This window comes from Streptomyces cavernae (assembly GCF_004023625.1).
Taxonomy (GTDB): Bacteria; Actinomycetota; Actinomycetes; order Streptomycetales; family Streptomycetaceae; genus Streptomyces; species Streptomyces cavernae.
The window spans coordinates 33,461-46,556 of record NZ_RPDJ01000016.1 but is presented as its reverse complement, the minus strand read 5'-3'; the positions used below and the strand labels follow the sequence as shown (position 1 = coordinate 46,556).

General features: G+C 69.8%; 11 protein-coding genes. 3 read left to right on the top strand and 8 right to left on the bottom strand.

What is annotated here, in order from left to right; translation table 11 throughout:
- Window positions 1–200 precede the first annotated feature (200 nt).
- Entirely contained in the window at window positions 201–518 is a 318-nt protein-coding gene (locus EF387_RS26380; RefSeq protein ID WP_128379096.1) for a hypothetical protein, read from the bottom strand.
- A 351-nt stretch (window positions 519–869) separates the two neighbouring features.
- Between EF387_RS26380 and EF387_RS26375 the strand changes: the two genes are divergently transcribed.
- On the top strand, window positions 870–1,268 hold the full coding sequence (locus EF387_RS26375; RefSeq protein ID WP_128379095.1) for an ATP-binding protein: 399 nt from the start codon (window positions 870–872) through the stop codon (window positions 1,266–1,268).
- A gap of 3 nt (window positions 1,269–1,271) precedes the next feature.
- Here EF387_RS26375 and EF387_RS26370 read toward each other — a convergent pair whose 3' ends face one another.
- Both EF387_RS26370 and EF387_RS26365 read right to left on the bottom strand, forming a co-directional pair.
- Complete coding sequence (locus EF387_RS26370) at window positions 1,272–2,732, bottom strand: sensor histidine kinase (RefSeq protein ID WP_238431708.1); 1,461 nt, start codon at window positions 2,730–2,732, stop codon at window positions 1,272–1,274.
- Complete coding sequence (locus EF387_RS26365) at window positions 2,729–3,520, bottom strand: response regulator transcription factor (protein ID WP_338058131.1); 792 nt, start codon at window positions 3,518–3,520, stop codon at window positions 2,729–2,731. Before EF387_RS26365 ends, EF387_RS26370 begins: the two co-directional genes overlap by 4 nt.
- A gap of 183 nt (window positions 3,521–3,703) precedes the next feature.
- Between EF387_RS26365 and EF387_RS26360 the strand changes: the two genes are divergently transcribed.
- Window positions 3,704–6,124 carry an MMPL family transporter gene (locus EF387_RS26360; RefSeq protein ID WP_128379266.1) on the top strand — a complete coding sequence of 807 codons (2,421 nt, stop codon included), beginning with the start codon at window positions 3,704–3,706 and terminating at the stop codon, window positions 6,122–6,124.
- 50 nt (window positions 6,125–6,174) lie between these two features.
- Here EF387_RS26360 and EF387_RS26355 read toward each other — a convergent pair whose 3' ends face one another.
- From EF387_RS26355 to EF387_RS26340, 4 genes are all read right to left on the bottom strand, one after another.
- Entirely contained in the window at window positions 6,175–6,828 is a 654-nt protein-coding gene (locus EF387_RS26355; protein WP_128379265.1) for a TetR/AcrR family transcriptional regulator, read from the bottom strand.
- A gap of 214 nt (window positions 6,829–7,042) precedes the next feature.
- The gene (locus tag EF387_RS26350; RefSeq protein WP_128379264.1) at window positions 7,043–7,615 is read right to left on the bottom strand and encodes a thiol-disulfide oxidoreductase DCC family protein; all 573 of its coding nucleotides are present in this window, start codon (window positions 7,613–7,615) and stop codon (window positions 7,043–7,045) included.
- Window positions 7,616–7,620: 5 nt separating this feature from the next.
- Window positions 7,621–8,025 (bottom strand): hypothetical protein, encoded by a 405-nt coding sequence (locus EF387_RS26345; RefSeq protein WP_128379094.1) that lies wholly within the window; start codon window positions 8,023–8,025, stop codon window positions 7,621–7,623.
- 118 nt (window positions 8,026–8,143) lie between these two features.
- Window positions 8,144–8,563, bottom strand: a complete 420-nt coding sequence (locus tag EF387_RS26340; RefSeq protein ID WP_128379093.1) for a VOC family protein — start codon at window positions 8,561–8,563, stop codon at window positions 8,144–8,146.
- Window positions 8,564–8,718: 155 nt separating this feature from the next.
- Between EF387_RS26340 and EF387_RS26335 the strand changes: the two genes are divergently transcribed.
- Window positions 8,719–9,354, top strand: coding sequence for a Uma2 family endonuclease (locus EF387_RS26335; protein WP_128379092.1), 636 nt, complete (start codon window positions 8,719–8,721; stop codon window positions 9,352–9,354).
- Window positions 9,355–9,414: 60 nt separating this feature from the next.
- Here EF387_RS26335 and EF387_RS26330 read toward each other — a convergent pair whose 3' ends face one another.
- Complete coding sequence (locus tag EF387_RS26330) at window positions 9,415–12,858, bottom strand: DNRLRE domain-containing protein (protein ID WP_238431728.1); 3,444 nt, start codon at window positions 12,856–12,858, stop codon at window positions 9,415–9,417.
- Window positions 12,859–13,096: the final 238 nt, after the last annotated feature.

Genomic DNA, 13,096 nt, shown 5'->3' with positions numbered 1-13,096 from the left:
GACAACAGAGCCGGACAACAGAGCCTGAGAGCCCGTGAACAACCCGATTCTTGAGGTGCTTGCCGGGGGCGGAGCGGACCGGCCGCCGCGTGTTGGCCGACCGGCCCGTCAGCATGACCATCACTCGCTGTGAAACCATGACGGCCACGCTCCCCGCCGGACGAAGATTCTGCCGGGGATCACCCGCGCCCCGCCGGGAATCATGGCGGGAATTCGCAGCTTATGCCAAGGATGAACGTGCCCTGGTCCGACCAGCTATAGCAGCGCCAGACGTAGGTGCCGTCGGTGATGGTGCGCCAGCCCGACAGTCCCTCGGAGGGGATGGCGGGGCCGATGCAGCTGGTGCCGAACGCCATCGTCGGGGACCAGGGGGTGAATTGCTTCATCTCCAATTGTTCGCATACGTAGTCGGCCGTGGCCGTCGTGGTGACGGTATCGGCCTGGGCCGCGGGGGCTGAGGCAAAGACCCCTGCGAGAACTGCTGCTGTGCAGGCACTCAGGCGTAAGAACCGCTTCATATGAATCCCTTTCTTCGGCCCCGGAGCCACGAACCGCCCCGGAGTGGGTGCTCCGAGTCTCGGTCGAAGGGGCATGGGGGAATCCCTAGGGCCCGGCGGTTGTGACGCGGGACGGCGTCACCCACCGCCCGTGATGTGCCGCTGATCCGGTTGTGGCATGGCAGGCGTACGCAGTGACCACCGAGTACGTGGGCGGCGGCCGGTGCACCCGGATCCGAGCTCGCCTGACCCCGGGTTCGACGCGGACGACTTCACCTGTAACCGGTGCGGTCAACGTGACCCGCATGACAGCGCGCGCTCCGCCTGGCGCTGCACCATGTGTGCACGGCGTGCACAGGGTGAGGAGCAGACGTGCTCAGACGCGACGCCTTCCGGCTGCCCCGGCACCCGGCCTCGGTCGGTGTCGCGCGCCGCCGTGTGCACGAGCACCTGACGGCCTGGGGCCACAATCCGGACGGGTCGCTGGCGGAGGTGGTCCTGGTGGTCTCCGAGCTGGCCACCAACGTCGTGCGCCACGGCCCGCTGATGGAGCGGGAGTTCGAGGTGGCGGTGACAGTGCTCGCCGACGGCTCCTGCTTCATCGAGGTCTCCGACGAAAGTCCCGAGACGCCACGCCTGAGAACCGCGCACTGTGACGAGGAGTCGGGCCGCGGCCTGTACCTCGTCGAATCACTGGCGGCGGCGTGGGGAGTGTGGAACCGGGGGGCGTCCGGGAAGACGGTGTGGGCGCTGGTGCAGCCACCGCGGTGACGGTCATCCGTTCGACGCCGACGGCAGTGTGACCGTCACCGCCAGCCCCTTCCCCGGTTCCGTCCGCACGGACACCTCGCCGCCGTGTGCCGTCACCACGCCGTGCACGATCGCCATCCCAAGACCGCTGCCGGCGCCCCCGCCCGCCCGGAAGAACCGGTCGAAGATCCGCGCAGCGTCCTCCTCGGCCAGCCCGGGCCCCTCGTCCCGAACACACAGCCGTACGAGCCCGTCGTCCCGCTCCAGGCCCAGCCGCACCGGCGCGTCGGCCGGCGTGTGGGTGCGTACGTTCCCCAGCAGATTGCCCAGCACCTGGCGCAGTCCTGACTCGTCGGCCCGTACCAGAAGGGCCCCGTCCGCAGCCACCGACACCGGGCGGCCCGGCTGCTGGGCGCGCAGGTCCTCGGCGGCGTCCCGGACCAGCCGGCTCAGGTCGACGTTCCTGAAGCGCAGTTCGGGCTGCTGGTCCAGCCGGGCCAGGCAGAGCAGCTCATCGACCAGCCGCTGCATACGGTCGGCCTCGTCGTTCATGCGACGCCACGCGCGAACGCGCTCCGAGTGCTCACGCAACATCCCCTTGTCGAGCAACTGCAGATAGCCGCGTATCGCCGACAGGGGAGTGCGCAGTTCGTGCGAGGCGTCCGCGACGAACCGACGCAGCTGTTCCGCCGAGCGCTCGCGCGTGTGGTACGCCGACTCGACCTGGTGGAGCATGGAGTTGAGGGCCAGCCGCAGCTGCTCGACCTCCTGCGTCGGATGGTGGCTGGAGGGCACGCGCCGCGTCAGATCACCCTCGGCGATCGCCGACGACGTCTCCACCATGTCCTCGAGGGGCCGCATCCGCCGACTCACGCTGATCATGGTGAGTACGGCCAGCAGCAGCAACAGCAGGGTCCCGAAGGCGAGATCGAGCTTGAGCGCCTTGGCCACGCCCTTGTGCAGGGCACCGGTCGATCTGGCGAGCAGGACGTAGGTGCCGTCGGCGAGCTCGACCCCGGTCACCCGGTAGGGGTCGCCGCGCAGGGTGATGTCGTGCGGCTGCGAGTCCGCGGCGAGCGAGGCGGGATCGCCGGCCTCGTCGGCGAGCACCCGCTGTACGCCGGTCGGCTCCATGCCGGCGACGGTGAGCACGGTGCCGCGCCGGTCGACCGCCGCGAACACCGTGTCCGGGTTCGGCGACTCGTTGCTGTGCGGCAGCAGCCGGTCACGTACGACGGCCAGTGCGCTCAGCCCGTCGATCTGCCGCATGGTCAGCCGTGCGCTGCGCAGGGCGTCCCGGGACTTGGCCAGCTCCGCGTCGACCTGGTCGAGCACGTAGTGCCGCATGCCCATCAGGCTCACGGCCGTCGTCACGGCGACACCGAGAGCCACCAGCCCCACGTTCGCCAGCGTCAGCTTGGCGCGCAGGGAGTGGATGCCGCGCTTGCCGCACATCCTCGCCGGCCGCAGCCCGGGCAGCCTCATGCCAGCCCGTACCCCACGCCGCGCCGCGTGGTGATCACCGGCGGGCCGAGCACGTCGAGCTTGCGCCGCAGATAACTGATGTACGTCTCCACGACGGTCGACTCGGCCGAGTGCTCGTACTGCCACACATGGCGCAGCAGTTGCTCCTTGGGCACGATCCGGCCGCCGTTGCGCACCAGGAAGCGCAACAGCGCGTACTCGGTCGGGGTGAGCTGCACCGTGCGGTCGCCGCGGTGCACCGAGTACGTCGTCTCGTCCAGCTCCAGTTCCCCGTACCGCAGCGGCGGACGCTGGGGCAGCACGTCGGCCGGGCGGGTGCGGCGCAGCACCGCGCCGATCCGGGCCACCACTTCGTCGATGTTGAACGGCTTGGTGATGTAGTCGTCGCCGTAACCGAGCGCTCCGACGATCTCGGCGGGCGCGTCCCGCGCGGTCAGGAACACCAGCGCCAGGTCCGGCTGCCGTTCCCGCAGCTCCCGCCCCAGCGCACGTCCGTCGCCGTCCGGCAGCATCACGTCCAGCAGCGCGGCGTCCGGGCGGGTGCGCTCGGCGAGCGTCAGTGCCTCGCGGACCGTGCCCGCCGCCATCACCTCGAAACGGTGGTAACGCAGCGCGATGGTGAGCACGTCGGCGATGCTCGGTTCGTCCTCGACGACCAGGACGGTGGCCCCCTGCGAAGCGGCGCCCTGCCTGGCGCCCTGCTGAGCGGCGCCCTGCTGGGTGGCTCCCTGGTGACTGGCCCCCTGGTGACTGGCCCCCTGGTGACTGGCCCCCTCGTGAACGGTCATGTCCCCAGTATTCCGGCGCCCCACCGACAGCGGGGCCGGTCCGTGCCTTGGAGTTCCTTGAGAGTCATGGCCGCCGCGTGTCCACCCGCCCGTGCCGCCGCCAATCCTGGTGCCCAGGACCTGGGGGACCGACCGATCGACCGATTTCCGAACCGATTTCAAGGAGCGTTGAACGTGGCGGCATTGGCACGGTGGTGCTATCGGCACCGGCTGGTGGTCCTGTTGCTGTGGGTGGGGGCGCTGTTCGGCCTGGGCTTCTCGGCCTCGACCGCGGGCACGGACTACGCGAACGTCTTCTCCCTCCCGAACACGGACTCCAAGCGCGCGTACGACCTGATGCAGAAGGCGTTCCCGCAAAGCGCGGGCGACGTCGACACGGTGGTGTGGAAAGTCGAGGAGGGAACGGTCCGGGACCAGTCCGTACAGTCCCGGATCCAGCCCGCACTGGAGGAGATCGGAAGGATGAAGGGGGTCGGCGGGGTCACCAGCCCCTACGCCGGCTCCCAGGGCGCGGGACAGATCAGCGGCGACGGCCGGATCGCCTACGCCCAGATCACCTTCACCGACCAGGCGAACGCGGTGCCCAAGGAACTGGTGCAGGACGTCGTCGACATGGCGCAGGGCGCCGAACGCGACGGCCTGCAGGTAGAGGTGGGCGGTCAGGCGATCCAGCGGGTGCAGGAACCGCCCACCGGGCTCGCGGAACTGGTCGGTATCGGAGCCGCGGCCGTCGTCCTGTTCCTCGCCTTCGGCTCCCTCTTCGCGATGCTGCTCCCGATCGGCATCGCGATCTTCGGCGTGGGCACCGGCATGTTCTCCACCCAACTGCTCAGCCACACAACGGACATCCCCGATCTGGCACCGCTGCTCGCCTCGCTGATCGGGCTCGGCGTCGGCCTCGACTACGCGCTGTTCATCGTCACCCGGCACCGCAAGGGCATCCTGCGCGGGCTGGACCCGGAGGAGGCCGCGGTCACCGCCCTGAACACCTCGGGCCGCGCGGTGCTGTTCGCGGGCGGAACCGTGTGCATCGCCCTCGCCGGAATGCTCGTGACGAACCTGCGCTTCCTGGACGGTGTCGTCATCGGCACCTCGCTCACCGTCGTCCTGAGCGTCCTGGCCGCGGTCACCCTGCTGCCCGCGCTGCTCGGCTTCCTCGGGCCCCGGGTGCTCAGCCGCCGCCAGCGGCGCCGGCTCGCCGCCAACGGACCGGAGACGGAGCAGGCGAGTGGTCTCGCGGTGCGCTGGTCCCTGACGGTCCAGAAGCGTCCGCGCTCGATCGCCGCACTGGCGCTCGTGGTCATGGTCGTGCTGGCGCTGCCGGTCCTCTCGCTGCGGCTGGGCGCCACCGACCAGGGCAACGACAACGCCTCGACGACCACCCGCAAGGCCTACGACCTGCTCGCCGAGGGCTTCGGGCCCGGCTTCAACGGACCGCTCCAGGTGGTCTCCGACAGCGGTGACCCCGACGCCCTGCTGCGCGGCATCCGCGGGACCGACGGGGTCGCCCGTGCCGTCGCGCTGCCGCCCGCACAGGGCGTCACGGTGATCCAGGTGATCCCGACGACCTCACCGCAGTCCGAGGAGACGGACCGGCTCATCGACACCCTGCGGGACCGGGTGATCCCCGACGCCGGGGCCAAGGCGCACGTGGGCGGAGTGACGGCAGTCTCCAAGGACTTCGCGTCGGTCACCGGCGACCGGCTGCCGCTGTTCATCGCCACCATCATCGGCCTGGGATTCCTGCTGCTGCTGATCGCCTTCCGCTCCCTCGTGGTGCCGCTGACCGCCGCACTGATGAACCTGATCGCGGCCGCGGCGTCCTTCGGCGTACTCGTCGCGATCTTCCAGTGGGGCTGGGGGATCGAACTGCTCTCCCTCGGCAAGGAGGGCCCGATCAACGCCTTCCTGCCGGTCATCATGCTCTCCCTGCTCTTCGGCCTCTCGATGGACTACCAGGTGTTCCTGGTGAGCCGGATGCACGAGGAATGGGTGCACACCAAGGACAACGCGCGGGCGGTGCGCGTGGGCCTCGCGGAGACCAGCCGGGTCATCAACTCGGCGGCCCTGATCATGGTCTGTGTCTTCATGGCCTTCGTGCTCAGCGGTGACTCCGGGGCGGCGATGGCCGGAGTGGGCCTCGCCGTGGCGGTCGCGCTGGACGCGTTCGTCCTGCGTACGGCGCTGGTGCCGGCCGCGATGCACCTGCTGGGCAAGGCCAACTGGTGGCTGCCGGCCGGGCTGGAGAAGCGGCTGCCGCATCTGGCGGTGGAGCCGAAGGAGGAGGCCGTCGAGTCTCCGGCCGCGCCCGAGAAGAGCGGCGGGCCCGCCTCCGTCGTCCACGGTTTCATCCGCACCGTGGACGGCGAGCCGGTGGAGGGTGTGGTGGTGACCCTGCTGTCTCAGGGCGGCGGGCGTCAACTGGACCGCGTCACGTCCCTGGCCGACGGCTCGTACATCCTCTCGGTACCCGCGCCGGGCACCTACCTCATGGCCGCCACCTCCCCGGAACACGGCTCACGCGCCCACCACGTCGAGGTGGGGGAGGGGCCGCTGGTGTACGACGTGGAACTCGCGGAGGGCGGGGTGGACGTCACGCAGTGAACCGGGGCCCAGCGCCTGCGAGTCGGGGGCCCGCTGACGAAGCGGGCCCCTCAGGGCGCGCCCTTCCTCGCCGGATCCGGGAGAGCGTTCGTCATCCCCGGCAGGAAGTCCGTGAACAACTCGTGCACCTCGCGCACCAGCGGCCGGAGCAGACGGAAACGGGCGAGCGAGACGCCGCGCGCGGTGATCCGGGCACCGCGTTCGGCGAGCCGGTAACTGCGTTCGCGCCCCTCCGTACGGTCGAAGATCCAGTACAGCACGAGCCCCATCTGCGACAGCCACATCAACTCCGGCAGGACTTCCCGTAGTTCCTCCGGCACCTTCGCCTTGGAACCGGCGAGCACCTCCCGGTGGACGCTGATGGCCTCCTCACGCGCGTGAGTGGATTCGGGGGAGAAGGGACTGAGCGGGCTGTCCGGGTCGGCGGCGTTCTTGAAGAACTGCACCGCGAACTCGTGGTACGGCGTGGCGACGTCGAGCCATCGCTTGAGCACCCCGGCGAGCCGCGCCTCCAGATCGGTCTCGCGGTCCAGGACCTCCCGCACCGCCGCCTGGTGCTCGACGGCGATCCGGTCGTAGAAGCCCTGGATGAGGTGCTCCTTGCCGGCGAAGTAGTAGTACGCGTTGCCGACCGAGACGCCGGCCTCCTGGGCGATGGCCCGCATCGTGGTCTTGTCGTACCCCCGCTCCTGGAAGAGCCGCATCGCGGTCTCCAGGATCAGCGCGCGGGTCTGCTCGCTCTTGGCAGGGGTACGGCCGTCGCCGCGGGCGGGGCCTTTGGCGTCTCTCTTGACGGGGCTTGCGCCGTCGCTTCTGGCGGGGCTTTGGCCATCGCTTCTGGCGGGGCTTTGGCCGTCGCTCTTGGCGGGGCTGCCGCCGGGTTCGCCGGTGTCATTCGCTGCGGGCACGCCACCGAGCCTAACCAGTCGCGCAGGCGTCGCCGTCACAGGCGGGATCGGTGTGCGTCCAGCCGGTCCGGGGGTCGTAGGACCATCCGTCGCCGGCGTACACGCTGCCGCCCCAGCCGCGTGGCCGCCGCGCCTGCTCAGCCTTCTGCGCTTTGTGTGCCTTCTGTGCGTCACGCCATTTCGCGGCGGTGAGCACCGCTCCCTTGGCCAGCCTGGCCCCGGAGGGAGTGCTCAGCCGGTGCGCGAGCGGCCGGTGCTCGGCGAGCGCCCACAGGCACACGATCCAGGCGGCGGACCCCTGGTAGACCTGCCCCCGGTCGCCGACCACGGTGATCTCCCGCAGCGTCGCCCCGTGGTCGAGGGCCGGGAAACGGGTACGGGCCTCCTCGGAGCCGGCGGGCACCAGCCGGAGAGGGACCAACTGCCGTTGCCGTACCAGCCAGTCGCGTACGAAGGCGCACAGTGAGCAGTCGGCGTCGTAGAGCACGGTGAGCCCGCGGACCGGGACGCGCGCGGCGTCCCGGTCCGCGGTCCGGCGGTCCGTACGGCCCTGGCCCTCCGGCCGCCCCTCGGAGGTGACCATCGAGGTCACGCCCCCGCCGGGGCGACCCAGTCCTGGGGCGGGACGGGCGGCGTCTGCTCCCGCTCCATCACCCCGCGGCGGCGGATCTTGTTGAGCACGTACACGTTGCCGAGGTGCATCGCGCCGAGCACCAGCAGCACCACGCCGAGCTTCGTCGACAGCGCCTCGAACACCTCGCGGGCCGAGGTGATCTCCTCGTCCCCGCTCAGGTAGAGCGCCACGAAGCCCAGGTTGACCAGGTAGAAGCCGACCACCAGCAGGTGGTTGACGGCGTCTGCGAGCTTCTCGTTCCCGTGCAGCACGTCGGAGAGAAAGATCCGTCCGTTACGGCTGAGCGTGCGCGCGACCCAGACGGTCAGCGCGATGCTGACCAGCAGATACACGACGTATGCCACGACCGTGAGGTCCATGTCCCCACCCTTCGGAAGCCTCTCGAACGCTTCTTGAACGCGTTCAAAAGTTGCGATACCGAGGACTGTAGACCCGTTTTTGAACGTGTTCAAGTGCGCTCGTGCTGTCGGGTGAGTCTCATGGCGCACCCTTCTTGCGGCCCAGCTCCGGCCGCTTGCTGTAGTCGGTGAAGCCGAGGACGTTGCCCCAGGGGTCGGCGATCTCGACGGTCCAGCCGGTGGCGACGGGGAAGGGCTCGTCGAGCGGCCGGATCCCCGCGGAGGTCAGCGCGCGTCCCGCGGCCCGCGCGTCCGACACCTCCAGCCACACCCGGGCCGAGGCCCAGACGGGCGGCCGGCGCCGGAGCTCCTCCTCCAGGCGGAGCAGCACTCCGGGTGTCTCGCTCCCCACGCTCAGCAGCGCGATCCCGGCCTCGTCGAGCCGGAACGCCACGTCGAACCCGGCCTGCCGGTAGAACGCGACGGCCTCGTCGAGATCCCCCACGGGCAGCAGCACGTTGTCGAACCCGAGCAGTTCGTAGGACGCATGATCTGACATGTCGTCAGATTAGGTGGCCAGGTCGGCGGTGGGCGGATCGCACATTCGCACCGTCCCGCGATCACTCGCCTCGATCACTCATAAGGCTGAGCCCGCGCTCATACCCGCTGGGTACGCTGAAACCACAGGCGAGACTCCGTCCCATGGGAGCAATCATGAGCGCCGCATCCGACAACGGGCTGGACGAGGAGCCTGCGTACCGCTGGCCGATCCCTCCTCCCGAGGGCTGGACCGCGGACGACCTCGACCGGATTCCGGGCCTCCCGCCGCACACGGAGTTGCTCGACGGGAGTCTCGTCTTCATGAGTCCGCAGACCGCATTCCACGCCCGGTGTATGCGACTGATGGAAAACACGCTCTTGGCGCAGGCGCCAAGTCACCTGGATGTCCTGCGGGAAATGACGATCAAGCTGGACACCAAGAACCGCCCGGAGCCGGACATCCTCGTCTTTCCTCTGGAGGCGAACACAGGCTCCAGGCAAACCTGGTACAGGCCCGAGGACGTGCTCCTCGCCGTCGAAGTGGTCTCGGCCGACTCGCGGGAACGAGACCGGGAGGTCAAGCCCCGAAAGTACGCCGCAGCCGGAGTCCCGCACTTCTGGCGGGTCGAGGAGGACGAGGACAAAGGGCTGCCCGTCGTGTACGTCTATGAACGGGACCCCGCCACCGAGGTGTACGGCCTCACCGGCATCTTCCACGACCGCCTCAAGGTCTCCGTCCCGTTCGACATCGAGATCGACCTCACGGCCATCAACCGCAGGCCGGGCGCTTCCGGGGCGCCGGGGGAATGACGCAACACGAGGAGGCCGACCGGCAGGGGAGCGGTCAGCCTCCTCACGCGTGTGACGGGGTCAGCCGATGGCGATCCGCGTCGTCCAGTAACCGTTCGGGTTGACCACCTGCGTCCCCGACCCCGGCAGCACGGTCCGCCCGCCCGCGTAGAACCGGACGGAGCCGTCGGAACGGACGGTCCACACATCGGGGATCGCGTCCCCGTTGGCGTCGGGAGTGCCCATCAGCATCGGGATGTTGGCCACGGACCAGCCCGCCGAGCCGTACTCCGTGTCGGTCCCGCCCGAGGAGTTGGCCCCGGCCGTCAGCGACTCCAGGTCCACGCCTCCGCCGGAGGCGGCGATGCCCTTGCGGAGCATCAGCTTCGCCGCGTCGTTGCGGTACACGATGTCCGTGACACCGTCGCCACTGATGTCCTGCGCGGTGACGATGTCACGCCCCAGCCAGGTGGAGGCGGCCAGCCGTCGGACCTGGTCGATCGTGGCTCCGTGGTACCCGCTGAAGACCCAGAACTGGTCGCCGGCCGTGGCGAAGAAGTCGGTCCGTCCGTCACCGGTCGCGTCGCCCGCGGCCACGATCTGGGTGAGGCTCGCCGGATCGGGGGCGCCTTCGGGCAGCAGGATCTCGCGCCGCTTGTCGACGTTGACCGCGCCGTAGCCGTCGCCCGGATACACCCACAGCTTGCCTTCCACACGGACGACCAGGTCCTGCAGGCCGTCACCGCCGTAGATGTCACCGTTGTGCGTGATCAGCGCCCCCTTGAAGTGACCGCCCGGTACCGCGACGAAGGGTGGCAGCTCGTCGCCGTTGGGGTCCTTGTCGGGGTTCCCCCGGTAGGCGCCGGGCATCGAGAAGTCGAAGTCCCCGCTGCCCTTCCCGAGGGTGCCGTCGGCGTTCGCGTTGGCCCGGGAGCGGTACAGCGCCAGATTGCCCGCGTCGGTGACCGTCATCAGGTCGGCGAGACCGTCGCCGGTGAAGTCGCCCGGGGTATCGGCCTGGTCGCGCGGAGTGACGTAGAAGAGGTACTTCGTCGGCTCGGACACGTTGCCCGCCCCGTCCACGGTCCGCACGTACAGCACGTTGGGACCGGCTGCCGGTGGCCGGGCGTTCGTTATGTCCGCGCTGACGGTGATGGCCGTTCCCGACTTCCGCGACAGCGAGAACGGATAGGACGGCGCGTTGAAACCGTACTCGTAGCGCACCACGTCGCTGCTGAGCGCACGCACGGTGAAGGCGCCCGGCGTCCCGAACTTCTTGGTGCTCCAGTTCGCGTCCTCGGCGCCGCTTCCGAACCCGTTCTCATCCCCGTCGGCGTTGGGGAAGTCGACGGAGCTGACCTTGGGCGGCTTCGGCTTGCTGGTGTCGAGGACGAAGCGGCAGGGCGTCTTGGCCGGTGAGTACGGGGAGGAGCCCCCGGCGTCGTCGAAGGCCCGCACCCGCCACGAGTAGGTGGTGCCGTTGGTCAGCCTGCTGGTGGGGAACGCGTCCGTGGTGCGCAGGGCGGTGCCCTTGTCACCGTCGGTGGTTACGTTTCCGGTGGCGCCCAGCAGGTCCCCGGTCGTGCCCCACTTGCCGGTCGGCCACAGGTCGAAGTCCAGGCGATCGAGGTTCTTGTCCTTGTCGGACGCCCGGGCAGTGAAGGTGAGGCTCCCGGAACCCATCCGGACGTACGGCGTGGTGGTGGTGCACTTGGCGTCCGGACCGAGGTCCAGCTTGTCGGGCGCGCTCGGGCGCCGGTTGTACTCGAGTTCGAGGATGGGCGGGTAGCTACCGTCGGCCAGGAACTTCTTCCAGGAGTACTGGCTGTTCTCGTCACGCGCCCGCAGACCGAAAGTGATCGTGGCCGCGCCTTCGTCGGCGCGCTTCTGGGCGGCCTTCGTCAGGTTGAACGTCTCGTATGCGTCCCGGCAGCCGGACTTGTAGCCGTGCGCGAAGCTCTTGGTGGCGAACTTGTTGCCGTCGTGCAGCTTGGGCGCGTTCTTCCAGTTGGTGCGGGAGTTGATGGGCCCGGTGAGGTGCACGCTCATCGCACGGGCGCTGCACGACCAGGAGTACGTCTCCAGCAGGTACAGCCTCGCACTCTTGATCTTCGTGCCCCTCAGGTCCTTGTCGAAGTCGATGTTGAAGTACGAGCGGGACGTGCCCCAGGTGTCGGACTCGAAGCCGACCCGGGCCTCGTGGGTGCCGCCCTTGTTGAAGTTCTTGCCGTTGTAGAAGGTCGCGTTGGGGTGGCGGCTGTAGGCGGTGGTCCAGTTCTGCACGTGCTTCTTGACCGATGGGTCGACGAAGACCGGGTAGGTCGTGGCCGGGTCGGTGAGGAAGTCCTGATTCGGTGTGAGGACCCAGTTGGCCCCGGAGAGGTCCGCCTCGACGAGCTCACCCCGCGAGTCGGGGGAGGGGCCGTCGAGCAGTGGCAGGCCGAGCGTGGCCGCCGAACCCGTGGGCGAGGGGGCCGGGGTCGGCTCCGGCGGCGCGGTGGGGAGCGGGGCGTCCGACGGGGCGGGGCCGGTGCCGTCCTCTGCGGACGGCAGAACCTCCGGAGACGGGTCGGCCTGTTCGTCGGACTCGACGGGTTCCTCCGTGGTGGGAGGTGCGCTGTCCTCGGGCTCGGGGCTGACCGTGGAAGGTGGTTCCGGTGCTTCGGGCGCGGTGGGCTGGGCGGTCGCGCCGACCCCGCCGTCGGTGACGGCCGGCCGGCCGCTGCTGTCCCACATCAGCGGCGTCGGAGACATGGCGACCTCGTCACCGTTGATGTCCTCGGCTTCGAGGATGCCGGAGACCGGGTCGAGCCGGAAGGTGAGCGTGGCGGAAGTGATGCCGTACGCGAGCTGCTTGGCGCGGGGGTCGGCCGCTGCCTGACGGTTCTTGAGGACGATCAGCTGGGCGAACCCGTCGTCGTCCGCGGTCAGCACCAGGTCCGCGCCCGGAAAGATCTCCGGATACAGGGCCCGAGACCCGTCGATGATCGGCGCGGGGACCGGGCCCGGCCAGGTGAGCTGGAGGTCATGGTCGTCGACGTGCAGGGTGACCAGGGGAGTTGACTCGGCCTCCGCCGACACGGTGCCCTTGAGCAGCGAGAGGCGCTGTGTCGACGCACGGGAGGCCCGCTCACTGCCGCTCTCGTCGCCGTCGCGCCTACCGGGGCTGGCTTCCGACCCCGCGGAGAACACCATGCGCGTATTGGTCGCACGCGGCTCCCAGCCTTGGTCGGTCCGTCGGAGACCGGTGTCGATGTCCTTCCACTCGCCGCCCACCTTGGCCCGGACCGGCGAGGAGTACAGCCGCTTCGCCATCAGCCCGTCCGGGCGTGCCCATGTGGTGGAGCGCGCCGTCCGCAGCGCGGTGACCTCGACGGACTTCCCGGTCCTGGCGGCCTGAGCGATCGCGACGGCCTCGGTGACCGGCTTGGCGCGAGGGGCGGGATCGGCCCCGTCACGGGAGGCGTCGAGCCGGAGACCGGCGTAGGTGACGCCCGTCGCGGCGATGGCGGCGGCGAGGACCATCGCGGTGGTACGCCGGCCCGGCACACGGCCGGGCCCCCGACCCGGCCTGCGGAGCGGTCGGCTGGAAGTCCGGCGCCGGAAACGCCAGTTGCGCCTGGTGCGCGTCATCGGACGGGTTCCCCTTCCCCGTGGCCCGTGGTTCTCCCCCTGGCTCCGGCAGCAGGGCAGAGCGTGGCCGGAAGCGAGCTGATGATGACCCATGTGTCGTCTGTCGTCACCCTGTGCGCAAGGAGCGCGG

Coding starts and splice junctions, on each gene's coding strand:
- EF387_RS26380 (WP_128379096.1), bottom strand. CDS start 518: ATGAAGCGGTTCTTACGCCTGAGTGCCTGCACAGCAGCAGTTCTCGCA.
- EF387_RS26370 (WP_238431708.1), bottom strand. CDS start 2,732: ATGAGGCTGCCCGGGCTGCGGCCGGCGAGGATGTGCGGCAAGCGCGGC.
- EF387_RS26365 (WP_338058131.1), bottom strand. CDS start 3,520: ATGACCGTTCACGAGGGGGCCAGTCACCAGGGGGCCAGTCACCAGGGG.
- EF387_RS26355 (WP_128379265.1), bottom strand. CDS start 6,828: ATGCGGCTCTTCCAGGAGCGGGGGTACGACAAGACCACGATGCGGGCC.
- EF387_RS26350 (WP_128379264.1), bottom strand. CDS start 7,615: ATGGTCACCTCCGAGGGGCGGCCGGAGGGCCAGGGCCGTACGGACCGC.
- EF387_RS26345 (WP_128379094.1), bottom strand. CDS start 8,025: ATGGACCTCACGGTCGTGGCATACGTCGTGTATCTGCTGGTCAGCATC.
- EF387_RS26340 (WP_128379093.1), bottom strand. CDS start 8,563: ATGTCAGATCATGCGTCCTACGAACTGCTCGGGTTCGACAACGTGCTG.
- EF387_RS26335 (WP_128379092.1), top strand. CDS start 8,719: ATGAGCGCCGCATCCGACAACGGGCTGGACGAGGAGCCTGCGTACCGC.
- EF387_RS26330 (WP_238431728.1), bottom strand. CDS start 12,858: ATGGTCCTCGCCGCCGCCATCGCCGCGACGGGCGTCACCTACGCCGGT.